Source organism: Rhodococcus sp. KRD197 (assembly GCF_017168235.1).
Lineage (GTDB): Bacteria > Actinomycetota > Actinomycetes > Mycobacteriales > Mycobacteriaceae > Rhodococcoides.
Genome location: NZ_JABFAO010000004.1, coordinates 437,513 through 463,540 on the forward strand (window position 1 = coordinate 437,513; position 26,028 = coordinate 463,540).

The window sequence follows — 26,028 nt, forward strand, 5'->3', positions numbered from 1 at the left end:
GTGACGTCACTTCTCGGCCGCAGCCCGACCGCCCTCGACCGCATCTCCAGGGTCAGTGCCGATCTCGAACCCCCGTTCGCGGCACTCGATGCCGCGGCATTCGAGACCAACGCGCACGAGTTGATTCGACGAGGAAACGGCCTTCCGGTGCGAGTGGCGAGCAAGTCCGTTCGCTCTCGCGCAATTCTGGAACGAGTGCTGGGCGCCGACCTCACTGCCGCGCAGGGGTTTGCGGGCCTCATGTGTTACTCGCCGTCCGAGGCGATCTGGCTGGCGCGGCTCGGAGCGCAAGACATTCTCATGGGGTACCCGACGGTCGACAAGTCCGCCCTGGCCACCATCACACGCGACCGAGTGCTCTCTGGCCGCATCACGCTGATGGTCGACGACCCGGCACACCTCGACATCATCCGCGATGCAGCAGGATCCGACCTGGTCAAGCCGCGTATCTGCATCGACGTCGACGCCTCCCTTCGGATCGGCCCGCTGCACATCGGAGTTCGGCGATCCCCGCTGCGCGAGCCGGGGCAGGTCGCCGAGTTCGCCCGGCTCGCAAAGGAGCGGGGGTTTCGAGTCGTCGGAGTGATGTTCTACGAGGCGCAGATCGCCGGACTGCCCGACTCGAACATCGCCGTCGAATTGATGAAGAGGGCCTCGGTAGCGGACCTGAAACTGCGCAGAGGGGAGGTCGTCGACGCGGTCACCGATGTGGTCGGCGGCCTCGAAATCGTAAACAGTGGCGGGACGGGTTCGCTGGAGGTCAGCTCGGCCGACCCCGTCGTCACCGAAGTCACGGCCGGCTCCGGATTGTTCGTGCCCACCCTGTTCGATCGCTATCGGGCCTTCACTCCGAATCCGGCGTTGTATTTCGCGCTGCCCGTGGTTCGCACACCGACGCCGGCCGTCGCAACGACCTTCGGCGGCGGCTACATAGCCTCCGGTCCCGCCTCGCGGTCGCGCGCACCGTCGCCGGTGGCGATGAACACCGCCCTCGGTGGCCTCGTACGCGGTGGATTGAAACTTCTGCGAAACGAAGGAGCAGGTGAGGTTCAAACGCCGGTCGCCGTGCCACCCGGAAGCGTCACCATCGGAGATCGCATCTGGTTCCGGCACGCCAAAGCCGGGGAAGTGTGCGAACGCTTCGACACCCTGCACATCGCCGAGGAAGACGGCACCGTCACCGCCGTTCCCACCTACCGCGGCGAGGGCAAGAACTTCGGCTGAGACCGGGGCATGTTCGAAGCAGGGCTCATCACCCGGTGAGGGCCATGAATGCCCCCAGGGTTTCGAGGCCGTCGGGTGTCGCGGGGAGGTAGTGCGTCAGCGTTCGCGCCTGCACGACGATCGCCGCCCACTGGCCGCGGGAGATCGCGACGTTCAACCGGTGTCTCGAGAGCAGAAAGCGCGCCCCGTGGGGCGAATCGCCTGCGTTCGACGCGGTCATCGACACGATCGAAATCGGTGCCTGCCGCCCCTGGAACTTGTCGACAGTGCCGACGGGGACGTCCGCGAGGCCCGCGCGCTCGAGATGTTCGCGAATGAGAGCCACCTGCGCGTTGTACGGCGCTACGACGATGAAGTCGCCGGGCGTCAGGCCCCGCGCCGCGTCGTGGGTTTCGGGATCGACCCACGGCAAACCGACAAGCGATTCGATCTGCCGCCTGATCTCCTCGGCCTCCTCCGGTGAGTCGGTGGTGTTCGCGTGGTGATCGACGGTCACGGCATGCAGCCCCGGTGCCAGACCGTGGAGCACCCGCGTGCCCGTGGCCTGCTCGTTGGAGAACAGACGGCCCTCGTACGACAGCGCCGAGACCGGTGCGCACAGTGCAGGGTGCATGCGCCAGGTCCGGCTCAGAAAGTAGCCGCGGTCGGCGGGCAACGCGTCGTGTCCTTCGGCGAGCCATCCCAGGGCCGACTCGTCCACCGGTTCGGGGTGCGTGCCCTGACTGACCTGGGGAAGCTGTTGGGGATCGCCCAACAGCAGCAGGTTCCGTGCAGCACCGGCGACGGCGATGGTGTTGGCCAGCGAGAACTGTCCCGCCTCGTCGACGACGAGTAGATCGAGCGAACCCGGCACGACGCGAGTGTCGAGCGAGAAGTCCCAGGCCGTCCCGCCGATGACGCAGCCGCCGGTCGCGTCGGCGACGAAACCGGGATAGTCCGCATCGCGCAACAGGGTGTGCTCGGTCGGCGCCTTCTTCCCGATCAGTTCGGGAACGACTCCGGCCTTCGCGATCGCATCCAGGAGGTTCTCCACCACCGAGTGAGACTGCGCGACGACGCCGACGCGCCACTGTCGCTGCTCGACGAGCCGCGCGATCACCGTTGCGGCCGTGTAGGTCTTGCCAGTGCCAGGAGGGCCTTGCACAGCGAGATACGAGTTGTCGAGATCTTCCAACGCCGCAGCAATCGCATCTACGTAATTCCCGGCGCCCTGCTCGCCGACCACGATCGCGGGCAGCGGTCGGCCCGAGTGTGTCCGCGGCGCCGACCGTGCCGCCAGATCGGCCATCGCGGTTGTGGGCAGATTCGGCAACGACCGCTCGACCTCGGACGCCGCGCGGACGATCGCCGCTTCCAGGCTGACGGTGCGGATGGGCGCGTCGGGTGCAATCGCCATCGGAACTTGCTCATACGGATCGGCGCCCGCGGCGAGCTTCTCGTCGACCACGACGAACGCCTCGCTGATCTCGACGACCTCGGCCTTGCTGCACGCCCGATAGCTGGGGTGCGGTTGGTCCAACCCATCGGGGGCCGGCACGTCGTACAGCAGTCGCACGGTCTTGCCGAGGCTGTTGCCGACGCTCCCGTGCAACGTCAGCCGACGCCGAAGGAGCTTCTGCCTGGGCGTGGTCTTCGCCCATACCGAATCGATCGAGCCGGTGTCCACCTTCACCACATCGCCGGACTCGGCCCATTCGTCGACCGGGCTCTGCAACCGGTCGAAGTGGGCCCACCAGAACGGCTTGCGTTCTCGGCGGTGATACCCGATCGATCCGGCGTAGAGGGCCACCGCCTGCGCCTGCGGTGAGCGCTCGGAGATTGGGCCGTAGCCGACGAACTCGCGCAACGACTCTTCGGCAGGGTCGATTTCCTCGACCGACTCGGGTGCGAGGGCGGCCGGGGCCCTCGGGGTGACACCGGCGTCGGCCGCTCGGGTGAGCAGCCAGTCGCGCAGCCGAACTGTCGACTCGCAGTCGTAGCGGTTGTACTCGGCGATCTCGGCGAGCAACGCGTCGGCCTCCTCGGCACACCCTCGATCGCGCAGGTCGCACCAGTTCGCGTACTCGACTATCGACGCGGCGGCGTTGGTGACCTCGCCGTCTCGACTGCCCGGCATGTACAGCGGCTCCAGCTTCTTGATGCTGTAGGACCGCTCACCGATGCGCAGTGATGCCCGCACGACGGGGTAGAGGTCCACGAGAACGTTCTCGCGAAGCAGGTCGTCGACGACATCCTCGCCGACGCCGTACCGTCCGGCGAGACGCAACAGCGCCGTCTTCTCGTAGGCCGCGTAGTGGTAGACGTGCATCCCGGGATACTCGCGCCGACGCGCGGTCACGTACTCGAGGAAGGCCGTCAACGCCGCCCGCTCCTGCGCTCGGTCGTGGGCCCAGAACGGTGTGAACGTGCCGCCTGCGTCGAGGACGCCGAAGAGATACTCGAGACCCCAGTCCGCAGTGCCCTCGGTCCACAGCGGGTCACCCTCGAAGTCGAAGAACACATCTCCCGCGTTCGGCTCCGGAATGCTGCCCAGCGCAGCGGCATCGACGATCTCGTACTCGGGCACACCGCTCGTCGACTGCGCTACCTGCAGCCTCGCCTGCGCAGCGAGGTTTCCGAGTATGCGGGCAGAGATGCCCTCGACGGGTCCGTCGAGCGCGGCGAGCTTACTCATGGTGCTGACGCCGGCGTCGACGAGATGTGCTCTGTTGCCTCCGCTGATGCCGGCGACGAGAAGCAGGTCCTCGCGGGCGATGACCTGCTCCTCGCACGCATCGCACCGCCCGCAAGCGGTGTACCGGGGGTCGGCCCAGTCGACGGGTTCGGCGTCGGCGACATGCTCGTCGATGATCTCCTCGAGGTGGGCTCGCTGGCGACGGTAGACCGGGAGCAGGTCCTTGGTTGCGTGGTCGGTGGTGGAGCCGTCGCCGAGCATCAGGTGCAGGTGCCGGGCCACCTCGATGCCGTTGGTTTCGAGCGCATCCGCATACGCGGCCAGCTGCAGCAGGGCCGGTACTCGGGCGTGCCGCGACAGCTTGGTGTCGTACACGGAGTACGCGGTGTCGTTCGACCGCGTGCCTTCCTTGACCAGGAAGTCGCAGAACCCGAGGAAGCGGCCGTCGAAGAACGTGGCCTGATACAACACGTCGTACTTCCATAGCGCGGTTTCGATGGTGGCGGCATTGGCGTCGGCCAGACCGAGGAGCGTGCGCTCGGGCCTGGGCATGATCGCGACGCCCGCTCCGAACCTGCTCTGGAACAGGTCGAGTTGACGGCGTTCGTGCGCGAGGCCGAGAGCCGAGGTGCGTTCGAGCATGGGGTCTGCGGCGTCGTGAACGGTGTCGATTCGGCCGAGCTTTGCATCGAGGGTGCGAAGCAACGCGTACTCGCACGACGCGGCGGCTGAGAGGTCGCTGGCGCTGTAAACGACGCGGTCGGCCAAGAGGAACACGCGCCCAACTGTAGGTGAGTGCACCGACGCCGAAGCTCGGCATGCAAAATAGCCGAATGCCTTTTTTCGAGGGAGTCACCGGTGCCGTCCACTATCGCTCGTGGACGACGGCCCATCCGCGTCTGGTTCTGGTCTTTCTGCACGGTCTCGGCCAGCACAGCGGCCATTACCATCGCTTCTCCCGCGTCCTCAACAACGAGGACATCGACGTGTGGGCGATCGATCACGTCGGACATGGTTTGACGGAGGGGGAGTTGTCGGACGCATCGCAGATTGCCGGGTTGGCGAAGAACGCGCTGCAGCTGGCAAGTCTCGCTCGTGCCGAGCGTTCGGGGGTGCCGATGGCGCTGATGGGCCATTCGCTGGGGGCGGCGACCGCGATCGCCGCCCTGGCCGAGGAGCCGAGCGGATTCTGCGCGGCGGTCCTGTGCGGAACACCGAAGTCGACGACTGGAAAGCTCTCGGATCTCGACGACACCGCGGTGCCCCTGTTGGCCGTGCACGGGGTGGACGACCGGATGGCGCCGATCGATGCCGTGCGTGCCTGGATCCCGAACGTGCCCGGGGCGCAGTTGCGCGAATACGAGGACGCAGGTCACGACCTGCTGCATGAGAAGGTGCACCGGACCGTCTCGCTGGACGCGGCTACCTTCCTGCTCGAACACGTGTAGCGCACTACGAAAGCAGGGCCCGTGTGATGCACACGGGCCCTGCTTTCATGCGGTGGAGATCAGCTGTAGATAGCTTCGATCTCGGATCCACGCTCCTGATGAATGACGTTGCGCTTGAGCTTCATCGTCGGGGTGAGTTCGCCGGTCTCGGCGGTGAAGTCGACCTCGAGCACCGAGTACTTCTTGATCTGCTCTGCCTTCGAGACCTTCTTGTTGGCGTCGGCGACGGCCTGGTCGATCTCGGCGATGAGATCGGGGTTCTTCTTCAGATCCTCGAACGCGATGTTCTCGGCGATGCTGTGGCGTTCCTTCCATCCCGGTAGTGCTTCGGGATCGAGGGTGATCAACGCACCGATGAACGGCTTGCCGTCTCCGACCACGAGGCACTGACTGATCAACGCGTTCGCGCGGAGTGCATCCTCGAGCACGGCCGGCGCAACGTTCTTGCCGCCGGCGGTGACGATGATTTCCTTCTTGCGGCCGGTGATCGAGACGAACCCGTCCTGATCGATCGATCCGAGGTCACCGGTGTGGAACCAGCCGTCGACGATCGATTCGGCTGTCGCCTTGTCGTTGTGCCAGTAGCCGCCGAACACGACCGGTCCCTTGACCAGAAGCTCGCCGTCGTCGGCGATCTTCGCGGCGTGGCCGTTCAACGGCTTGCCGACGCTGCCGATGCGCTGCTCGGTGGTGGTGTTGACGGTGATCGCCGCGCTGGTCTCGGTGAGGCCGTAGCCCTCGTAGACGGGAATGCCGACGCCGCGGAAGAAGTGTCCGAGACGAGCGCCGAGGGCTGCGCCACCGGAGACCGCCCGCTCGCAGTTGCCGCCCAGCGCTGTGCGGAGCTTGGAGTACACGAGCTTGTCGAACACGGCGTGCTTGGCGCTCAGGATCAGTCCGGGCCCACCCTTGTCCTTGGCCTCGCTCCACTCGATGGCGGTGGCTGCGGCCTTGTCGAAGATCTTGCCCTTGCCGCCGTCGTATGCCTTCTGCTTGGCCGAGTTGTAGACCTTCTCGAAGACGCGGGGCACCGAGAGAATGAAGTCGGGCTTGAACGTGGCGAACTGGTCGAGCAGGGTGGTCACGTCCGAGGTGTGTCCGATGGTCACCTTCGACTCGAACGCGGCGACCGAGACGGCGCGTGCGAACACGTGGGCCATCGGCAGGAACATCAGCGTGCGGTTGCCCTCGTTCATCGAGTCGTGCAGAGCCATCGAAGTGGCCTGGATCTCGGCGTAGAAGTTGCCGTGGGTGAGCTGAACGCCCTTGGGGCGCCCGGTCGTGCCCGAGGTGTAGATGAGCGTCGCGGGACTGGACGCGTTCACCTGCTTGCGACGGGCATGCAGGTCCTCGTCGCTGACACCCGCGCCGCGGGTGCTGAGTTCTTCGATGGCGCCCGCGTCGATCTGCAGAACCTCACGCAGATCCGCGGCGCCCTCGGTGACCTCCTTCAAGGCTTCGGCGTGCTCGGGGGTTTCGAGGACGAGCACCGTGGTGGCCGAGTCTTCGAGGATCCACTGCGCCTGGTCGGCTGCGGACGTTTCGTAGATGGCGACGGTGCAGCCGCCTGCGGTCCAGATGGCGTAGTCGAGTACGACCCACTCGAAGCGGGTCGAGGACAGGATGGCGACGCGGTCGCCGACCTCGACGCCGGAGGCGATGAAGCCCTTGGCTACGGCGGCGACCTCTTTGGCGAACTGACCTGCGGTGACGTCGGTCCACGTCCCGCCCACCTGGCGCTGGAAGAGAACGAGGTTCGGGCACTCCTTCTCGTATCGGTAAACCGTGTCGGCCATCGATGCATCTTCGGGAATGGTGAATGATGCTGGCACAGAATATTCGCGCACTGTAGGACCCCTCCGGGTAAATGACGTAACAGGTGTGCATTTCATCACATTCCGTGTCGTTCTGCACTACCGGGGTGTCCGGTTTGCGACTTTTCGACGCGTTCTGTGGAGTTAGGTGTGACTCGCAGTGCACGATAACTGGTGGCGATGCCGATTTCGACTTCGATGAATTGCCCGATTTCGACGGCAGCGCGGCCCTCGGGAGGGTGCGTAGTTGCCTCTCCTCCCCGTTCGTTGCACCCAATTCTCGGCACTCGGTCCGTCGGAGGCGGTGACAGGGATTAAACTCCCAGGTATATGAGCACAACAGAGCCGAATCAGGATGCCGCTGTGACCGATGCCGCTGGGACCACGGACGAGTCCACATCGAACGGGCCGGCGTCGGCGGCCACCGACGCGCCCCCAGCCGACGCGGCCCCAGCCGATGCACCCCCAACAGGAGTGCAACAGGCCGCAGGGGGCGCCGAAGAGGCCCCGCCGCTGACCTTCGCCGATCTCGGGATCGACGAACGAGTTCTCAAGGCGCTGCACGACGTCGGCTACGAGAGCCCCTCGCCCATCCAGGCCGCGACCATCCCGCCGCTGATGAGCGGCAGCGATGTGGTCGGTTTGGCCCAGACGGGCACGGGCAAGACCGCTGCATTCGCGGTACCGATTCTGTCCAGGCTCGACGTCTCACGCCGGGTGCCTCAGGCGCTCGTGCTGGCTCCGACGCGTGAACTCGCGCTCCAGGTGGCCGAGGCGTTCGGCAAGTACGCCACCAACATCCCCGGCCTGCATATTCTCCCGATCTACGGTGGACAGGCCTACGGCATTCAGCTTTCCGGGCTGCGCAAGGGTGCGCAGATCATCGTCGGAACGCCCGGTCGTGTCATCGACCACCTCGAAAAGGGCACCCTCGACCTGTCTCAGCTCGAGTACCTGGTGCTCGACGAGGCCGACGAGATGCTCAAGATGGGTTTCCAGGAAGACGTCGAGCGCATCCTGGCGGACACCCCTGAGTACAAGCAGGTCGCGCTGTTCTCGGCCACGATGCCGCCCGCGATCCGAAAGATCTCCAAGCAGTACCTGCACGACCCGGTCGAGATCACCGTCAAGACCAAGACCTCGACTGCACCCAACATCACCCAGCGCTACGTGCAGGTGGCACACCAGCGCAAGCTGGAAGCGCTGACCCGGATCTTCGAGGTCGAAGAGTTCGAGGCGATGATCATGTTCGTCCGGACGAAGCAGGCTACGGAGGAGCTCGCCGAGAAGCTGCGGGCGCGGGGATTCTCCGCCGCCGCGATCAACGGCGACATCGTCCAAGCTCAGCGCGAGCGGACGATCGGTCAGCTCAAGAGCGGCGCCATCGACGTACTGGTGGCCACCGACGTCGCTGCCCGCGGCCTCGACGTGGACCGGATCTCGCACGTCATCAACTACGACATTCCCCACGACACCGAGTCCTACGTGCACCGCATCGGACGCACCGGCCGGGCCGGTCGAGCCGGTGAGGCTCTGCTCTTCGTCGCACCGCGCGAGCGTCACCTGCTCAAGGCGATCGAACGCGCGACGCGCCAGCCCATCACCGAGATGCAGCTCCCCAGCGTCGACGACGTCAACGCGCAGCGCGTCACCAAGTTCGGCGACTCCATCACCGAGAGCCTGAGCTCGACGAACCTGGGACTGTTCCGCAAGCTGATCGAGGATTACGAACGCGAGCACGACGTCCCGCTCGCCGACATCGCTGCGGCGCTCGCCGTGCAGTCCCGCGACGGTGAAGAATTCTTGCTCAAGCCCGAGCCACCCGCCCCGCCGCGCGCGGCACGCGAACCGCGCGAGCGGGTGCCGCGCAAGTTCGACGAGGATGCCGCCAACTCGCATCACCGCAAGACCGGTCAGGACATGGCGACATACCGCATCGCGGTGGGTAAGCGCCATCACGTCGCCCCCGGTGCGATCGTCGGAGCCATCGCGAACGAGGGCGGACTTCGTCGCAGCGATTTCGGGCACATCAGCATCCGTCCGGACCACTCGCTCGTCGAACTTCCGGCAGATCTCGCCGACGAGACCGTCGAGGCGCTGCGTCGCACCCGCATCAGTGGGGTGCTGATTCAGTTGCAGCCCGATTTCGGCCCTCCCGGGGGCCGTGGCGGTCCGCGCGGTGGCGGAAAATTCAGCGGACCCAAGGGCAAGGACAAGCGTCCGAGAAGCTGATTGAGAGCCGCTGGGGTTCCTAGCCGTCTATCTCGATTTCTGCCGATACGACCACGGCGTTGTTCATCGGCAGTGCTGCCACTCCGATCGCACTGCGTGCGTGCGCGCCGACCTCCGGGCCGAAGATCTGCAGAACGAGATCGGAGAAGCCGTTGATGACGGTCGTCGTCTGGGTGAACCCGTGGTCGGCGTTGACCATTCCGGAAACCGTGAGCCAGGCGCTGATTCGGTCGAGGTCACCGATCGCTCGACGCACGCTGCCCAGGACGGCCAGCGCGGTGTCGCGGGCAGCGTCCGTCGCCGCATCGAGGGAGATCTCCGACGGCACGGCCCCGAACGGGCCGGCGAGGGAGCCGTCGGCGAGCTGGGGTGAGTGACCGGAGACGTGGACGCGGTTGCCGCGCACGCGTACCCAGTCGAAGGAGAACGTGAACCCGGGCGGGGCCACAGCCTCCTCGGGCAGGACGAAACCCAATTCCTCGATATGCCGTTCTGTGCGCATGTCACCGAGTCCTTTGTGCGGGGACGCCATTGATTGTCTCGACAGTCCAATTCTTCCCGTTCTGCCGAACCAGTGTCGATACTCCTGCATTGAGGATGCGCGGCGACGGAATTCCGCGGAGGGCGCCCACAATCGCGCGGATGACACCGCCGTGGGCGACGGCGATGACCGACGAATCGGGGTGCATATCTGCTATCTCGTCGATCGCGCGCAGGCCCCGAACGATCAGATTCTCGCGCGACTCGAGGCCCGGATAGTGCCCGTGCGGCCAGCGTGACCAAGCGTCGTAATCGGTGAAGCCCTCGGCAGCGCCGAAGTGCCGTTCGGCCAGGTCAGCATAGGTTGCAGTGCGTTCGATTCCCAGGTGGGCGCCGATGATGTCGGCTGTTTCGGCAGCCCTCGAAAGTGGCGAACTGACCAGCAAGTCCCAGCGTCGTCCTTCGAGTTCGTAGACGGCTTCGCTCGCCTGAGCTCGGCCGGTCGAGTTGAGCGGGATGTCCGAGCTGCCCTGGAGTCGGCCGTGCAGATTCCAATCGGTTTCGCCGTGCCGAACCAGTGCCAGAAAAGTCATAGTCAGCGAACATTATCGCAGTTGCCGCAGAGTACGGTCGAGGATGACCCAGTGGAAAGATAGCGGAGGGATCTCATGAATCTTGCCCTGACAGAAGAGGAAGCCGCATTTCGTGACGAGATGCGTACTTTCTTCACCACCGAGATTCCCGCGGAGATACGCGAGAAGAACCGCGTCGGCGCCGAGCTGAGCCGTGAAGATCTGGTGACCACGATGCGGATTCTCAATGCGAACGGACTCGCTGTTCCGCATTGGCCGAAGGAGTTCGGCGGCCGGGACTGGACCCCGGTGCAGCGCCACATCTGGCTCGACGAGATGCAGCTGGCCTCGGTGCCCGAGCCGCTGGCTTTCAACGCGTCCATGGTTGGACCGGTCATCGCGACGTTCGGCTCGCAGGAGCTGAAGGAGAAGTTCCTCCCCAAGACGGCAAATGTGGACATCTGGTGGTGCCAGGGATTCTCCGAGCCGGAAGCTGGATCGGACCTGGCCTCGCTCCGCACGACAGCGCTGCGCGACGGCGAGGACTACATCGTCAACGGCCAGAAGACATGGACGACGCTCGGGCAGTACGCCGATTGGATCTTCGCCCTCGTTCGGACCGATCCGACTGCGCCGAAGAAGCAGGCAGGCATCTCGTTCCTGCTGATCGACCTGAACACTCCGGGTATCACGATGCGCCCGATCAAACTGATCGACGGCAGCGTCGAGGTCAACGAAGTGTTCTTCGAGAACGTGCGTGTCCCTGCGGAAAACCTTGTCGGAGAAGAAAATCAAGGCTGGAGCTACGCCAAGTTCCTGCTCGGCAACGAGCGCACCGGAGTCGCCCGCGTCGGACACACCAAGGTACGGCTCGAAGAGGCCAAGAAGCATGCCGCGGCGACCAAGGTCGGCACGGGCACGCTGGCCGAGGATCCGCTGTTTGCGGCGCGGTTCGCCGAGCTCGAAAACGAGGTTCTCGCACTGGAATTGACGCAGCTTCGGATGGTGTCGGGTTCGGAGGACGGCAAGCCCAATCCAGCCTCGTCGATTCTCAAGCTGCGGGGGTCCGAACTGCAGCAGTCCGCCACCGAGATGTTGATGGACATCGCAGGCCCGGACTCGCTGCCCTATGAGGCGGGCGAGGACATCGGGAGTGCGGAATGGGCGCAGCGGTCGGTGCCGACCTACCTCAACTACCGCAAGGTGTCGATCTACGGCGGCTCCAACGAAGTGCAACGTCAGATCATCGCGTCGACGATTCTCGGATTGTGAGGTTCACATTATGGATTTCGAATTGAACGAAGAACAGAAGCTCCTCCGAGACACAGCCCGTGAGATGCTCTCGCGAGCGTACGACACCGAGAAGCGAAATCGGATCGTCGCGGCCGAGCCGGGCTGGTCCGCGGACGTGTGGAAGCAACTCGCCGAGGTCGGGCTGCTCGGGCTCAGTTTCGCCGAGGACGACGGCGGCATGGACGCCGGGCCGGTGGAGATCATGGCAGTGATGACCGAGATGGGTCGACGGCTTGCGCCGGAGCCGATTCTCGACGCCGTGCTCGTCCCAGGAGGATTGATTTCCGACGTCGGTTCGGTGGATCAGCGTCGACGCGTGCTGCCCGGTGTGGCCGAGGGCAGCACGTTGCTTGCGTTCGCGCACAACGAGACCGGCAGTAGGTGGCCGAACGTCGCGGTCGGGGTATCGGCAACCGAGGATGGCGGCTCGTTCTCGCTCGACGGCACCAAGAATCCGGTCCCACACGGCGGCAGTGCCGACATCCTCGTGGTCAGCGCGGCGCTGCCCGGCGGAGGTGTCGGGCTCTTCCTCGTCGACGGCGACGCGACCGGCGTGACGCGCAAGTCCTATCGCACGCACGACGGTCAGCGGGCGGCGCAGATCTCGTTCTCCGATGTCGCTGCCGAGCCCCTCGGTGACGGATCGGACGCCACCGCCGCGATCGTCGCGTCCGAGGTGAAGGCGCAGGCCGCTCTGTGCGCCGAGGCAGTGGGCGCAATGGAGGAGGCGCTTCGGTTGACCACCGACTACCTCAAGCAGCGCAAGCAGTTCGGTGTTCCGCTGGCCAAGTTCCAGGCGCTGACATTCCGGGCAGCCGACATGTACGTGCTGCTGGAGCTGGCGCGGAGCATGGCCCTGTACGCGACGATGAACCTAGCCGACGACGTCGTCGATCCCATGGTCGCGTCTCGGGCGAAGCTGCAGATCTCCAGGTCCTCGCGCAAGCTCGGGCAGGAAGCGATTCAGCTGCACGGCGGCATCGGTGTCACCGCGGAGTATCCCGTCGGGCACTACGTGAGCAGGCTCGTGGCCATCGAGCACACGCTCGGCGGCGTCGACGAGCACCTGCGGGTGCTGATAGGCGGCTGACGCCGCATGTGAGTGGAAGTACATAGCCCGCTATGTACTTCCACTCACCTACGCCGAGCGCCTGTTAGCCACATGTTGGCCCGGCGTATCTGAAACTCTCAGGGTGGGTGGTTAGGCTGGAGGCGAAGGCGCGCGCACAGCGTGCCCATGCCAAGTCCGATCGGAAGCGAGACACCGATGAAGGCTCGGACGGCGGAGTATCCACGCCCGAATCATTGCCTCCTGCACCTCAGCGATACTCATCTCGTCGAGGGCGGGAATCTGTACGGCGGTGTCGACAGCACAGCGAGTTTGCAGCGGCTCCTCGGCGATGTCGAAGCGTCCGGCGTCCAACCCGACGCGTTGGTGTTCACGGGCGACTTGACCGACCGCGGTGAGGCCGGGGCCTACGACAGGCTTCGCGGCCTCGTCGAGCCGCTGGCGGAGGCGCTCGACGCGCAGATCATCTGGGCCATGGGCAACCACGACGACCGCGCCACATTCCGCGCGCGATTGCTCGATCAGGAGCCGAGCACCGGCACGGTGGACCGTGTGCACGAGGTCGACGGGCTCCGCATCATCACGCTCGATTCGACGGTGCCGGGCGAGCATCACGGCGAAGTGACCTCGGAGCAGTTGCGTTGGCTGGCCGACGAGTTGTCCACGCCCACGGAGTTCGGCACGATCCTGGCGATGCACCACCCGCCGGTGCCGACGGTTCTGGACCTCGCCGTGCTCGTCGAGCTACTCGATCAGAGCGCGTTGGCGGAGGTGCTGCGCGGCACGGATGTTCGTTCCATTCTGGCGGGCCACCTACATTATTCGACCTCGGCGACGTTCGCGGGGATTCCTGTGTCGGTGGCGTCCGCGACCTGCTACACGCAGGATTTGAACGTCGCGCACGGCGCACTCCGAGGCCGCGACGGTGCGCAAGCGTTCAACCTCGTCAATGTCTACGACGACACGGTCGTGCATTCGGTGGTGCCCATCGGTTCCTACGACACCGTGGGCGAGTACGTGCCCGCCGACGAAGTCGCGCGTCGCCTGGAACGCGAAGGCGTGCGTATCGCCGAGAGCACTCGGAGCTCGCGCGTCAGCTTCTAGTTCCTGCGGGCTTCGGTTTCCCAGGGCGCCACGATCGGGAAGTAGCGCTCCAGGAATGCGGTCACTCGCCGTGTTCGGACGTCGAGATCGACCTCGGGGAAGCTGCCGTCGTTGAGGCAGAAGAAGTCGACGGCTCGCTTGGGAAGCAGGTTTTCCATCGAGTGCAGTCCCGTGTGCGCCGTGGTGTCGATGTACGTCACCTTGGCATCTTTCTGTACGACGGCGCGGCCACTCATCAGCGCGTAGTAGTGATACAGCGAATTGGTCACCGAGATATTCGTACTGGCGCGAAATGCGCTCGCTGCGGTGGCAGCGAACTCGTCGGCGAACTCGTTTTCCATCTCCTGCATCACGCTCTTGCGCAGTGGTGTAGCTGCATGCTCGAGGTGCCGGGTGGTCATGAGACCGAAACGCTTCTGCAGCAGGCGACGGTTGACCCGGGCCGCGTTTTCGAAACCGCTGCGGTCTTCGTCGTTGTAGCCCAACCCTATTCGGGTCGGCGCCTCGATGAACATACTGATGCCACCGGGGGAGAAGAACATCTGGGGCCCCACCGGACGGCCGAAGAACATGTCGTCGTTGGAGTACAGGAAGTGCTCGGACAGGCCAGGGATGTGGTGCAGCTGGCTTTCCACTGCCTGCGAGTTGTGTGTCGGCAGATTCGATGCGTCTACGAAGAATTGGTCGCTGGGGACGAAGGTCACCCGGGAATCGTCGGCGAGCCACGCCGGACGTGGGGAATCGGTGGCGACGAAGATGCGACGGATCCACGGTGCGTACATGTGAACCGAGCGGAGTGCGTACTTCAGTTCGTCGATCTGCCGGAATCGAGCGGCCGAGGAATCACCTTCACCGACAATGTAGTTCTGCATGCGGCGGGCCCGTTGGGCCTGGAACTCGGCCGACGAACCGTCGACCCAGGAGAAGACGATGTCGATGTCGAAATTGATGTCCGACGCGTGGTCGGCGAACATGTTCTCGATGGTCGGCCAGGTCATGCCGAATCGTTCGACTGTGCCGCGGACCGCCTCGCTCGGTGCGATGCTGCGCCGGGTCAGAGAATTCTCCACCGGCAACTGAACCTCGGTGGGCGAGAACGCCCACAGTTCGATCTGGACGGCCGTCGATGCCCCGTAGTGCAGTGCGCTGATGGGTTCGACGCGGGGGCGGAAGAGTCGGAAGATGCGAGCGTCGCTGGCCTCGGAGAGCGATCCGTCGGCGACGAGAACTGTCTTGGCGCGTTTGACGTCCACGGTCTTGGCGTAGAACGGCTCCCGCAAGCAGGCCTCGACCAACGCGGTTTCGAGCTTGCGGCGGGCGGCGACGTCGATAGCGACGACCGGCCGCTCGTCGTTGCCCCGGACCAGGAGGTACTTGATGTTGGCGGCATCGAGCGCCTCGCGGACGAACAGCAGATCCTCGACCATGGCCTCGTGGGGCGTGGTCGAGGTCATCTTCAGGGCGAAGCGTCCGGCATGTGGAACGACATCGGAGCGGTCCGTCAGGCGCGCTGCGGATTCCGGTGACGCGCCGGTCACCGGGTCGGCCGTGTCCTGCTCGGGCGGAACCAGGTAGATGTCGTGGGGTGCGGACGTCGTGGTGATGGTGACCCTTCCGGTTCAGGCGTGCGAGCCGAGGACCCCCGGAGCGTCCTCTCAGTGTATAGCCGAACGAGAGGGCGCCACGAGCGCCGCGATCAGCAGACCGGCGGTGACACCGAACACGTCGAACAGTGCGTCGTCCAGCGAACCGCTCCGACCGAGCGGGAGGACCGCCTGCAGCGCCTCGGATAGCCCCGCGAAGGTGACGGTCCACACAGCGGTCCACCTCGCGGATATCGCTGCCACTCGAGACGAGTAGGCCAGCGCCGCGAACAGGCAGAAATGGACGATCTTGTCGCTGTGCTCGAACCCACTCGGAACCCCCGACGCCGGAGTGAACAGAATGATCAGCGCGGCGACCACCGAGATGGCGAGTGGGAGGTAGTACTTCAGCGGTAGCTCGAGTGGTGGGGGCGGGGGCACCGCTCCCAGCCTAGGAGTCTCGGTCCAGCCCAGGAGTTGCGGCCCGTCTCAGGTGTTGCGGCGCAGCAAGACGACGGTGTCCTTCCGCTCGGCAGGGGTGCCGTCGGGTCCGGCGCCGGCCCGGGCGCGTGTCTCGGCGAGGACGGTCGTCCAGTTCTCGTCGTCGAACAGCGCTGTGATGGGATCGACATCGAACAGTATGTCTGCGCGCGGGTGGTGCTTGGCATGGTCGTCCGAGGGGCTGTGTCCGACGATCAGCAGGTGCCCGCCTGGGTTGACTGCGTGGCCGAATCTGAGAAACGCAGGACCGACCTGCTGCATGGGCAGCTGAAAGAAATGCGCGGTGACCAGGTCGTACTGCGTCTCCGGCGCCCAGGTGAGCAGGTCGCGGTGCAGCCATTCGATGTCACGGTCGCCTTGGTTGGCTCGTGCACGCTCGAGTGCTACTTCGGAGATGTCGACGCCGGTGGTCTTCCATCCGTTGTCGGCGAGCCAGAAGGCGTCGCCCCCTTCGCCGCTGCCGATGTCGAGTGCCGTGCCGGGCGTCAGCTTCGAGGCTTCGGTGGCGAGGACCGGGTTGGCCTTGCCGCTCCAACGCTGTGGCATTTCGGTGTACAGGTTGTCCCAGAACGGTTGATCGAACTCGGTGGGAGTTTCGTCGTGTGTGTGCATGATTTCCACTGTGCCCACCTCGGCCCGCGGGCGCAACAGGGTTTGCCGAAACGGCAAAGAAGGCGCTTCGCGCATGTGCGCGGAAATACGGGCAAGACTATGTATTTCCACGCACATGCGCCGAAGGCGCACGACGAAAGGACCACCTCGTGAATCACGCCGCAGTGCTGGCCGATGCTTTCGGGAGGATTCGGGAACTCGTTCACGAAATCCTCGACGATATCGCTCCGCACGCACTCACCTTCCGGCCCGACTCCGAAGCGAACACTGTCGCCTGGTTGATCTGGCACCTCACGCGTGTTCAGGACGATCATGTTTCCGGCGTTGCAGGAAGCGACCAGGTGTGGACCGCTGACGGCTGGGAAGCCCGCTTCGGACTGCCGTTCGAGAGCAGCGCTATCGGCTACGGCCAGAATGCCGAGGAGGTCGCCGAGGTCACCGCTTCCGCCGAGCTGCTCCGGGACTATCACGATGCCGTGCACGCCAGGACGGTCGCGTATGTCGAGTCGCTATCAGCGGCTGACCTGGATCGTGTTGTCGACGACCATTGGGATCCCCCGGTGACATTGGGTGTGCGGCTGGTGTCCGTGGTCTCCGACGATCTTCAGCACGCGGGCCAGGCTGCCTATGTCCGGGGAATGTTCCAACGGCACGGTTGATGGTGACGTGCATGCTCAGGCGAATCGCCTCTGGAGGTTGCCGAGTGTCCTCCTGATGTTCCGACGCTGGAACTCGGGGAAGGTACTACCGCCGGTGACGATCTTGTCGAACACGAAAGCCAGTGCATCGGGCCAGTTTCGGCGATCGTCGGTCCATGTTTCGGTGACTTTGGTTCCACCCGAAACGTGCTCGAACTCGTAGCGCCACGTCGCGATGGCGCGTTTCAATCGGGGAGACGTGACGCCGATCGCGTGCACGCGAAACTCGAACGCCTTGGCCGGCTCGGCAACGGTCACCGTGCAGCGAGTGACCCAGCGTGCTCTGCCTCGCTTGTTTCGGCCGTCGAACACCATCCCGACGTAGGCGCCGTCCCGCGGTTCGGCAACCACTGCACCGCGATTCTCGGGACTCCAGTTGCCCATCTGCACCGGGTCGCTGATCGCGTCGTACAGGATGTTGGCATCGGCCGCGACCACCACACTGTCGGCGACGGTGAAATCGCGCGTCACTTGCGGAGCCCGGGATGGATGCGAGCGAGCATCGGCACCAGCAGGGTGCGTGGTGTCACCGCAGCGAACACGGAGGTGATGCGGTTGGCCATGCCCGGTATCGCAACCATGCTGCCCTTGGCCAGCCCGTTCACCGCGGTCTTGGCCACCTCCTGCGGGGAGACCCACATGATCGATGGCAGCGCAGCCTCGGCGTCGTCGACCGAGAAACCCGCGGCCTCGGCGAAGCCGGTGTCGACCGGCCCGGGGCACAGCGCTGTCGCGCTCACTCCGGTTCCGCGAAGCTCGCCGACGAGGCTCTGGGTGTACGAGAGCACGAAGGCTTTGCCTGCGCCGTAGCCCGCCTGGCCCGGGAGCGGCTGGAAGGCGGCAGTGGACGCGACGTTGAGAATCGCGCCGCGCCGGCGGGCGGTCATTCCTGGAAGGAACCTGCTGCACAGGTCGGCAACCGCGACGACGTCGACCTCGATCATGTTCATTTCGGCTTCCGGGTCCGAGGATGCGACCGGGCCGACGGTTGATAGCCCGGCGTTGTTGACGAGCACGTCGGGGACGAGTCCGAGCGCTTCGATGCGGCCCAGTAGTTCGGCGCGATCCGACCGCTCGGAGAGATCTGCGGGGAGCACCTCGGCGCGCACCCCGCGTGCGCTCAACTCCTCGGCGAGCGCGGTCAGTTTCTCCGCTCGGCGGGCCACGAGTGTCACTCCGTGTCCGCGTGCGGCGAGCTCGCGGGCGATTTCTGCGCCGATACCGGAGGATGCCCCGGTCACGACGGCGGTGCGATCAGGGGCGGGGCGAGGAAGGCTCATGCATTCCACCGTAGCTCCCTCGAGCTTTCACGAGAGTTGAAATTCCAACAAAGGTAAGCCTAGGCTTCATTGTCGAACCCGATCTCGAGAAAAGGCCTCTTATGCGACACGCTGGCTCCCTGCGCACTGTGGTGCTGTCCGGTCTTCTGGCCACAACTGTGATTCTCGGGGGATGCAGTTCGGCCGGCGAAGACGCCGAAACCACATCGACCGGTGACTTCGAAACCGTCACCATCGACTCCGCCCTCGGCCGAGCCGTGATCACCGACAAGCCCGAACGCATCGTCACCCTCGGCATGGGATCCGCCGAAACAGCGATCGCGCTCGGAACCGTACCGGTGGGCGTGGAGGAATACCCCTGGGGATCCGACGAATCCGGATACCTGCCGTGGATGTACGACGCAATCACAGAATCGGGCGAGGCACTCCCCGAACAGTTCACTGGCGGCACCGAACTGAACATCGAAGCCATCCTCGCGCTGGAACCAGACCTGATACTCGCACCGTGGTCCGGCATCACTCAGCAGCAGTTCGATTCGCTCAACGGATTTGCCCCCGTGGTGGCCTACGAGGAGCAGCCGTGGACCATCACCGGGGAAGAGCAGATCTCCGTCATCGGCAAGGCCATGGGCGAGGAAGGTAAGGCAGCCCAAGAGATCGCCGAGATCAACAGCCGCTTCGCCGACGCCGCCGCGGCCCACCCCGAGTACCGGGACGTCACCTTCTCCTACATCTACAACACCGGCCCCGGCACGCTCGGCGTGTTCCTTGCCGAGGAGCAGCGCGTGGCGATGGTCCGCGCACTCGGCCTCGAAATAGATCCGGTCGTGTACACCCTCGACGAAACCGGAGGAACCGACTCCGCAGTCATCGGCCTGGAGAACGCCAACCTGCTCGACGAGTCGGATCTGATCTTCACCTTCTACTCCGACCCGCAGAACCGCAGCGACACCGAGACCCAACCCGCCTACAACCAGATCCCAGCCATCGAACGCGGGTCCGTGGTGGCGCCGACGGACCAACCCTTCGTCACCGGCTCGTCGATCATCAACCCCCTCACCGTCCCGTGGGCACTCGAACGCTACGTCCCGATGATCGACGACGCAGTGGCCGAACTGCCGAACTAGCGGGCGCTCGGGCTGCTCAGAACACCTCGCGCTGTGACTCCTGTTCGAGCACTTCCTCGAGATCGGAAAGCCTGTTCATCGACGACACCTGACGCGCAGTCCGATGGTTCTGCGCCAACCGATCTCGGTGCCGATGCACAAATGCCCAGTAGCCCGCCGTGAACGGGCAGGCGTCGGGTCCCAGTCGTTTCTTCGGGTTGAATTCGCAGCCGCCACAGTGGTCTGTCATTCGGTTCAGGTATGCCCCGCCCGAGGCATACGGCTTGGTCGCGATCAAGCCACCGTCGGCGTGCTGGCTCATCCCGATGACATTGACGGGCATCACCCAAGCGAACCCGTCGACGAAGGCGGTGGCGAACCATTCCATCAGGGCTTTCGGGTCGTAGCCGCGCTGCAACGCGAAGTTGCCCAGGATCATCAGCCGCGGGATGTGGTGCACCCACCCGCGATCACGCAGCTCGGACAGGGTGTGCGACATGCAGGCGGCGATCGGTTTTTCGCCATCGAGATCGGTGAACCACGAGGGGAGCGGAACGTGCGCGCCCAGCTCGTTGCGATCTGCGTATTCGGGTCCGAAGTGCCAGTACAGATGCCAGACGTACTCGCGCCAACCGAGCACCTGTCGCACGAATCCCTCCACCGACGCCAGCGAGGCGTCCCCATCACGCCACACCTTCTCCGCCGCCTCGACCACATCGAGAGGCGCAAGCAATCCCAGGTTCAGCGGGACCGACAGTAGCGAGTGCGACATCGTCCAATTCTCGGTCATGACGGCGTCCTCGTACTTGCCGAAATCCTGCAGCCGATAGGACACGAAGTGCTGCAACGCCTTCTGTGCTTCGTCGGCCGTGACGGCGAACAGTCGCCGGCCGTCCTTTCCGATGGTATCGAGATCGAACTCGTCGAGATCGGTTCTCACCTCCTCGTCGATTGCGTCCTCGGTGGGCCACCACGGTGGATCGACGCCCAGCCTCGCCTGCTTCTTCGGCGGCGGCTCCCGGTTCTCCTCGTCGAGGTTCCATCGCCCGTCCACGGGCTCGTCCCCGTTCATCAGGATCTCGAAGCGTCGCCGCTGATCGCGGTAGAACGTCTCCATCCTGAACTGGTGCCGGTTGCCGGCCCACTCGGCGAAATCCGCTCGGCCGAGCGCGAACATCGGCGTCGGCAGGACATCCTCGACGACGCCTTCCTCGGCGAGACGCTGCACGAATCTCTCGGCGGCATGGGAGGTCGGCTCGAACACGAGTACCGGTCTGCCGAACTCCTCGAGCGCGTCCCGGTAGGACTCGGCACGCAGGTAGGTGGCGCGTTCGCCCAGCTCCTCGGCGAGATGCCGCATTCCCGAAAGCACCAAGTGCAGTTTCTGACGGTGGAATCTCCGGCGCTGCGCGGCGCGGGTGCTCTCGATCAGCAACACTTCACGGTGCCCGTGATCGGGTGTGGAGTGGAAGTGCGGACCGAGTTGGTCGCCGAACAACCAGAGCGGGGCCGAGGAGGTCATGCACCCCAGGATGCACGGATCTATACATCAGCAAACCCACGCGCTCTGTGCTGAACTTGGCCCGGTACTCGTGTCCAGGGGGAGGGAGGGGGTTCGCCATGGCGACTGTCATCGCCACGATCAATCTCAAGGGCGGGGTCGGGAAAACCACGACCACTGCAGCGCTCGCCGAGTTCATGTCGGCCGAGTTCGGGTACAAGGTTCTGCTCGTCGACCTCGATCCGCAGACCAATCTGACCACGATGATGATCGGTGAGCAGCGGTGGCAGGAGGTCAACGACCGGAAACAGACCGTCGACGCCTTGTTCGCCAGCGCCCTGGACGCGGATCTACCGGAGTTCGACGTCGACCGGTCCCTGGTGCGGGGAGTATCGCCACTGGAGTCGGTCCGCGGCATCGACCTGCTTGCGTCCTCGCTCGATCTGATGGAGACGCAGGAGGAGATGAACGCCTGGCAGTACGAGGTGCCGGGCTCGCTCGAGCCGCTGCTGGTGCTGCGGGCCGCGCTGGCGAACGTGCGATCGAACTACGATTTCATCCTTCTCGACTGCGCCCCCAACCTGGGTATCGTCACCGCGAACGGTCTCATGATGGCCGACGCCTACGTCGTCCCTGCCATCCCCGACGTGCTGTCGACGTACGGCATACCGCAGCTACAGAGACGGGTGCAGCGGTTCACCGATCGCACCGGTCACACGCTCACGCCACTGGGCCTGATCATCACGAAGTACCGCGGAAGTTCGTCTCTGCATCGAACGACGATCGAGCGCCTACAGCGGGCGGTGTTCGAATACGACGCGCTTCCCGCACACGAACGCGCTTCCCGTCCTCGACCTCCGACGGTGATACCGCATTGGATTCCGGAATCCAATCAGATCGCGCAGTCCGCGGATTTCGTGGACTTCGGCACGCTTCGGCAGAAGTACGGCACCCACGGGCAGTTCGAGACGCTGCGCAATGTGACCGATCATCTCGTGCAGAATGTCGGTGTCTATCTGTGATCGAGTGATACACCAACTGTCGGTGACGTGAACATTCACCCCCGGTGGCCAGCCCGACTTGACCTGCGCCTCGAGTTCGCATGGACTGGTCGGGTGGTTTCACGAGAAGGTGTGTCCAGGCGCGGGTTTCTGAAGTCCTCGTCGATTGCTGTCGCGGCGGTCGGCGCGGCTACCGGTGTGGCAGGAGCGCTGCCCAGGGTTGCTCGTGCGCAAGGTGCGGAATTCGTGCCGTTCGCGCACGGTGTCGCCTCGGGTGATCCGACGCCGGATGCGGTGATCGTCTGGACCCGTGTGACTCCGACTCCCGACGCGAGGCCGGGGTCCGGTGTGGGCCCGGTGACGTCGGTCCGGTGGCGTGTCGCCACCGACCCGGAACTGACCAATCTCGTACGCAGTGGCACGGTGTCCACCTCCGCGGACGTCGACCACACCGTGAAGGTCGATGTCGACGGGCTTTCCGCGGCGACCACGTACCACTACTGCTTCGAGGTACTCGACGGCCCGGCTGCGGGAACGCAGTCGACCATCGGCACCACCCGGACGGCGCCGACGAACGATGCAGACGTCGATCGAATCCGGTTCGGTGTCGTCTCCTGTTCCAACTGGGAGTCCGGATACTTCGGCGCCTACCGCCACCTGGCGTCCCGCACCGATCTCGATGCGATCATTCATTTGGGCGACTACCTCTACGAGTACCGGACCGGTGCGTTCGCCGGGAAGTACGGTGTGGTTCGCCAGCATGACCCGGTGCACGAGATCGTCAGTCTCTCCGATTATCGAATCCGCCACGGTCAGTACAAGAGCGACCCGGATCTGCAGGCGGCGCATCTCGGTGTCCCGTGGATCTGCACGTGGGACGACCACGAGAGCGCCAACGACGCCTACGACGGTGGCGCGGAGAATCATCAGCCAGAGACCGAGGGGCCATGGAACGTTCGCAAGGCCAATTCGGTGCAGGCCTATTACGAGTGGATGCCGGTTCGAGTAGCCGGTACGCCGCAGAACAGGCACCTGTACCGGCGCCTGCGCTTCGGTAGCCTGCTCGAGCTTTCCATGCTGGACCTGCGCACGTATCGCTCGAAGCAGGTCGCGCCCACAGCAGGCGCCGAAGTCGATTCACCCGATCGCACCATCACCGGCCGAGATCAGATGAACTGGCTGACCGATGGGATCGTCAGCTCGCCTACGACGTGGAAGATCGTCGGCAATCCCGTGATGATCACCCCGGTGCTGGTCCCGCCGCTCGAGAGCGAAGCTGCCGGCGCTTTGACCGAACTTCTCGGCATTCCCCGGGGTGGGGTGCCCTACATGGCCGACCCGTGGGACGGGTACACCGCCGATCGTGCGCGGCTGCTCGGGGCAATCGCCGACAACGGCGTCAACAACACTGTGTTCATCACCGGCGATATTCACTCGTCGTGGGCCTGCGATATTCCGCAGGACGCTGCGCGTTACTTCGAGACGGGGGCGGTCGCGACCGAACTGGTCGTGACGTCGGTATCGTCCGCCAATGTCGACGACCTCACGCGCACGCCGCCACACACTCTCGGCCGTGTCGCGGAGTCTGCCCTGACCACGCTGAACAGGCATATCCGCTATGTCGAACTCGACAGCCACGGCTTCGGGGTGTTCACCGTGACGCCGACGGGTGTGCAGATGGACCACTGGTATCTCGACGCCAAGGAAGACCCGTTGACCGGGGTGTACTGGGGTGCGGGCTTCACCGTGCCCGCCGGTACCGCCCGCGTCGAGCACGCTGCGCTGCCGGTGCGCACGTAAAGACGTACACGCGGCATACTTTGCTGTATGGCAGTACCGAAAATCGTCTTGTTCTACGTGTTCACGCCGTTGCCGGATCCGGAGGCCATCCGGCTCTGGCAACATGCGCTCGCCGACTCGAACAACCTCACCGGACGCATCATCGTCTCCGAACACGGGATCAATGCCACCGTCGGCGGAGAAGTAGCCGATGTGAAGAAGTACGTGCGAGGTACTCGCTCGTATGTCCCGTTCGCCGACGCGGACATCAAGTGGTCGGACGGCCTCGGTGACGACTTCCCGAAGCTCAGCGTCAGGGTTCGCCCCGAGATCGTCACATTCGGTGCACCCGAGGAACTGAAGGTCGCCGCCGAGGGCGTGGTCGGCGGGGGAGTGCACCTGAGTCCGCACCAGGTCCACGAACTGGTGGACGAGCGCGGCGACGAGGTGGTGTTCTTCGACGGCCGCAATGCGTTCGAGGCGCAGATCGGCAAATTCAAGAACGCAGTGGTTCCCGATGTCGAGACCACCCGCGATTTCGTGGCACAGCTCGAGTCCGGGCAGTTCGACCACCTCAAGAAGGCCCCCGTCGTGACGTACTGCACCGGCGGAGTCCGATGCGAGGTGCTGTCCGCCCTGATGCGTTCGCGTGGCTTCGAGGAGGTCTACCAGCTCGACGGCGGCATCGTTCGCTACGGCGAAACATTCGGTGACGATGCGCTGTGGGAGGGTTCGCTCTACGTCTTCGACAAGCGGATGACGGTGGACTTCTCGGATCACACCTCGGTGATCGGCCGGTGCTCCGCGTGCGCCAACCCGACCTCCCGCTACCAGGACTTCGACGGCGACGACGGTCGGGGCCTGCGCCTGGTGTGCGTGGACTGTGCCTGAGCAGGCTCCACTCCCGCCTAACCGGGTCATTCCGCAGGCTCCACTCCTGCCCAACCGGGTCATTGCGCAGGCTCCACTCCTGCCCTTCCGGGACGGCCTTGCGCCCCTTCGTATCCGGCTCCCACACGGCGAGACCGCGGCGACGGTACTCGATTTCCTGGTGCGCGAGTATCCGGCCGATCACTGGGCCGAGATGATGGCCGAGGGCGACGTCGTCGACGAGAAAGCTCGCCGGTGGACCGCGGACAGTCCTTATGCACCAGGACGATTCGTGTACTTCCACCGTACGCCCGCACCAGAGGTGCCCGTCCCGTTCGAGCTCGACATCCTGCACGACGACGACGGCATCGTCGTCGTCGACAAGCCACACTTTCTTGCGACCATTCCGCGGGGGATGCACGTCACCGAGACAGCGACGGTGCGGTTGCGTCGCCTGCTCGACTGCCCGCACCTCACTCCTGCGCATCGGCTCGACCGTGCGACGGCGGGCGTGCTGATCTTCACGCGGACAGCCGATTTGCGTCGGCCATATCAGGAACTGTTTTCATCCCGGTCGGTCCTCAAGGAGTACGAGGCCGTCGCGGGATGCGACCCCGAACTCGACTTCCCGCGAACTGTGCGTAGTCGAATCGAAAAAGATCACGGCGTGATGGTGGCGCGGGAAGAGCCCGGCGAGCCGAACAGCGAAACGCGAATCGAACTGATCGAAACGATGGGGGAGTGGGCCCGGTACCGGTTGTTCCCGCACACCGGTCGAACGCATCAGCTGCGAATTCATATGTCCTCGTTGGGCATCCCGATCAAGGGCGATCCATACTACCCAGTTTTCACACGCACAGCCGCCGACGATTTCAGCGCCCCGCTGCAACTACTCGCGCGTGCAATCGAATTCGATGATCCGGTCACCGGTGAGCGCCGACGCTTCGAGAGTCAGCGCAACCTCGTCGATCGGTAGCGCCGACACAGGCCCCGACATCACTGCACCCCCTGTCGCTGAGCGGCCGGGGGTGCAGTGGTTGTCGAAATGCTATGCCTGTGTGCGGGTTATGCCGCGTTCGATTGCGGCGATGATTTGTGGTCTGAGTTCGGCGGCGGGGACGATGTGGTGGACGGATCCGACTTGTTGGGCTCGTTGGATGTTGTGGATGGTTTCGAATTCGGATGCG

Annotated in this window: 22 protein-coding genes; 12 read left to right on the forward strand and 10 right to left on the reverse strand. The window is 64.8% G+C overall.

All coding sequences use genetic code 11. The annotated features are described in order from the left end of the window. Complete coding sequence (locus J1M86_RS08320) at positions 1 to 1,224, forward strand: alanine racemase (RefSeq protein ID WP_206509494.1); 1,224 nt, start codon at positions 1 to 3, stop codon at positions 1,222 to 1,224. A 28-nt stretch (positions 1,225 to 1,252) separates the two neighbouring features. On the opposite strand, the gene J1M86_RS08325 is transcribed toward J1M86_RS08320, so the two are convergent. Next, the gene (locus tag J1M86_RS08325; protein ID WP_206509495.1) at positions 1,253 to 4,675 is read right to left on the reverse strand and encodes a bifunctional RecB family nuclease/DEAD/DEAH box helicase; all 3,423 of its coding nucleotides are present in this window, start codon (positions 4,673 to 4,675) and stop codon (positions 1,253 to 1,255) included. Positions 4,676 to 4,731: 56 nt separating this feature from the next. On the opposite strand from J1M86_RS08325, the gene J1M86_RS08330 reads away from it, so the two are divergent. Beyond that, complete coding sequence (locus J1M86_RS08330; RefSeq protein WP_075839631.1) at positions 4,732 to 5,346, forward strand: alpha/beta hydrolase; 615 nt, start codon at positions 4,732 to 4,734, stop codon at positions 5,344 to 5,346. A 59-nt stretch (positions 5,347 to 5,405) separates the two neighbouring features. Here the strand turns inward: J1M86_RS08330 and J1M86_RS08335 are convergent, their stop codons facing one another. After that, a complete protein-coding gene (locus J1M86_RS08335) occupies positions 5,406 to 7,193 on the reverse strand; it encodes a long-chain fatty acid--CoA ligase (RefSeq protein WP_206509496.1) in 1,788 nt (595 codons plus the stop codon). Positions 7,194 to 7,490: 297 nt separating this feature from the next. Between J1M86_RS08335 and J1M86_RS08340 the strand changes: the two genes are divergently transcribed. Beyond that, positions 7,491 to 9,392, forward strand: a complete 1,902-nt coding sequence (locus J1M86_RS08340) for a DEAD/DEAH box helicase (RefSeq protein ID WP_241259730.1) — start codon at positions 7,491 to 7,493, stop codon at positions 9,390 to 9,392. Between the two features lie 19 nt (positions 9,393 to 9,411). Here the strand turns inward: J1M86_RS08340 and J1M86_RS08345 are convergent, their stop codons facing one another. Both J1M86_RS08345 and J1M86_RS08350 read right to left on the reverse strand, forming a co-directional pair. Continuing rightward, positions 9,412 to 9,894, reverse strand: coding sequence for a RidA family protein (locus J1M86_RS08345; RefSeq protein ID WP_075839665.1), 483 nt, complete (start codon positions 9,892 to 9,894; stop codon positions 9,412 to 9,414). Position 9,895: 1 nt separating this feature from the next. Continuing rightward, positions 9,896 to 10,465, reverse strand: a complete 570-nt coding sequence (locus tag J1M86_RS08350; protein ID WP_206509497.1) for a histidine phosphatase family protein — start codon at positions 10,463 to 10,465, stop codon at positions 9,896 to 9,898. A 75-nt stretch (positions 10,466 to 10,540) separates the two neighbouring features. On the opposite strand from J1M86_RS08350, the gene J1M86_RS08355 reads away from it, so the two are divergent. The 3 genes from J1M86_RS08355 (at position 10,541) to J1M86_RS08365 (ending at position 13,910) form a co-directional block, all read left to right on the forward strand. Beyond that, positions 10,541 to 11,716 (forward strand): acyl-CoA dehydrogenase family protein, encoded by a 1,176-nt coding sequence (locus J1M86_RS08355; protein WP_075839627.1) that lies wholly within the window; start codon positions 10,541 to 10,543, stop codon positions 11,714 to 11,716. A 10-nt stretch (positions 11,717 to 11,726) separates the two neighbouring features. Then, on the forward strand, positions 11,727 to 12,827 hold the full coding sequence (locus J1M86_RS08360) for an acyl-CoA dehydrogenase family protein (RefSeq protein WP_075839626.1): 1,101 nt from the start codon (positions 11,727 to 11,729) through the stop codon (positions 12,825 to 12,827). A 147-nt stretch (positions 12,828 to 12,974) separates the two neighbouring features. Continuing rightward, positions 12,975 to 13,910 (forward strand): phosphodiesterase, encoded by a 936-nt coding sequence (locus J1M86_RS08365; protein WP_269418060.1) that lies wholly within the window; start codon positions 12,975 to 12,977, stop codon positions 13,908 to 13,910. On the opposite strand, the gene J1M86_RS08370 is transcribed toward J1M86_RS08365, so the two are convergent. The 3 genes from J1M86_RS08370 to J1M86_RS08380 all read right to left on the reverse strand — a co-directional run bounded on the left by J1M86_RS08370 (position 13,907) and on the right by J1M86_RS08380 (position 16,606). Further along, entirely contained in the window at positions 13,907 to 15,364 is a 1,458-nt protein-coding gene (locus J1M86_RS08370) for a stealth family protein (protein ID WP_206509998.1), read from the reverse strand. The two genes, J1M86_RS08365 and J1M86_RS08370, sit on opposite strands and share 4 nt — an antisense overlap. A gap of 201 nt (positions 15,365 to 15,565) precedes the next feature. After that, positions 15,566 to 15,934, reverse strand: coding sequence for a VanZ family protein (locus J1M86_RS08375; protein WP_075839625.1), 369 nt, complete (start codon positions 15,932 to 15,934; stop codon positions 15,566 to 15,568). 48 nt (positions 15,935 to 15,982) lie between these two features. Continuing rightward, positions 15,983 to 16,606, reverse strand: coding sequence for a bifunctional 2-polyprenyl-6-hydroxyphenol methylase/3-demethylubiquinol 3-O-methyltransferase UbiG (locus J1M86_RS08380; RefSeq protein WP_206509498.1), 624 nt, complete (start codon positions 16,604 to 16,606; stop codon positions 15,983 to 15,985). Positions 16,607 to 16,755: 149 nt separating this feature from the next. Here J1M86_RS08380 and J1M86_RS08385 point away from each other — a divergent pair, with 149 nt between their 5' ends. Beyond that, the gene (locus J1M86_RS08385) at positions 16,756 to 17,265 is read left to right on the forward strand and encodes a DinB family protein (protein WP_075839624.1); all 510 of its coding nucleotides are present in this window, start codon (positions 16,756 to 16,758) and stop codon (positions 17,263 to 17,265) included. A 15-nt stretch (positions 17,266 to 17,280) separates the two neighbouring features. On the opposite strand, the gene J1M86_RS08390 is transcribed toward J1M86_RS08385, so the two are convergent. Further along, positions 17,281 to 17,775, reverse strand: coding sequence for an SRPBCC family protein (locus tag J1M86_RS08390; protein ID WP_075839623.1), 495 nt, complete (start codon positions 17,773 to 17,775; stop codon positions 17,281 to 17,283). Beyond that, the gene (locus J1M86_RS08395) at positions 17,772 to 18,584 is read right to left on the reverse strand and encodes an SDR family oxidoreductase (protein ID WP_206509499.1); all 813 of its coding nucleotides are present in this window, start codon (positions 18,582 to 18,584) and stop codon (positions 17,772 to 17,774) included. The genes J1M86_RS08390 and J1M86_RS08395 overlap by 4 nt, the downstream gene beginning before the upstream one ends. Before the next feature lie 101 nt (positions 18,585 to 18,685). Here J1M86_RS08395 and J1M86_RS08400 point away from each other — a divergent pair, with 101 nt between their 5' ends. After that, positions 18,686 to 19,711, forward strand: coding sequence for an iron-siderophore ABC transporter substrate-binding protein (locus tag J1M86_RS08400; RefSeq protein ID WP_206509500.1), 1,026 nt, complete (start codon positions 18,686 to 18,688; stop codon positions 19,709 to 19,711). 16 nt (positions 19,712 to 19,727) lie between these two features. Here the strand turns inward: J1M86_RS08400 and J1M86_RS08405 are convergent, their stop codons facing one another. Then, positions 19,728 to 21,212 (reverse strand): cryptochrome/photolyase family protein, encoded by a 1,485-nt coding sequence (locus J1M86_RS08405; protein WP_206509501.1) that lies wholly within the window; start codon positions 21,210 to 21,212, stop codon positions 19,728 to 19,730. A 98-nt stretch (positions 21,213 to 21,310) separates the two neighbouring features. Here J1M86_RS08405 and J1M86_RS08410 point away from each other — a divergent pair, with 98 nt between their 5' ends. The 4 genes from J1M86_RS08410 to J1M86_RS08425 all read left to right on the forward strand — a co-directional run bounded on the left by J1M86_RS08410 (position 21,311) and on the right by J1M86_RS08425 (position 25,817). Continuing rightward, the gene (locus J1M86_RS08410) at positions 21,311 to 22,213 is read left to right on the forward strand and encodes a ParA family protein (protein WP_075839622.1); all 903 of its coding nucleotides are present in this window, start codon (positions 21,311 to 21,313) and stop codon (positions 22,211 to 22,213) included. Between the two features lie 93 nt (positions 22,214 to 22,306). Further along, on the forward strand, positions 22,307 to 23,992 hold the full coding sequence (locus J1M86_RS08415) for an alkaline phosphatase (RefSeq protein ID WP_206509502.1): 1,686 nt from the start codon (positions 22,307 to 22,309) through the stop codon (positions 23,990 to 23,992). A gap of 27 nt (positions 23,993 to 24,019) precedes the next feature. Continuing rightward, a complete protein-coding gene (locus J1M86_RS08420) occupies positions 24,020 to 24,862 on the forward strand; it encodes a rhodanese-related sulfurtransferase (RefSeq protein WP_206509503.1) in 843 nt (280 codons plus the stop codon). Between the two features lie 61 nt (positions 24,863 to 24,923). Further along, a complete protein-coding gene (locus J1M86_RS08425; protein WP_206509999.1) occupies positions 24,924 to 25,817 on the forward strand; it encodes a pseudouridine synthase in 894 nt (297 codons plus the stop codon). Positions 25,818 to 26,028 lie beyond the last annotated feature (211 nt).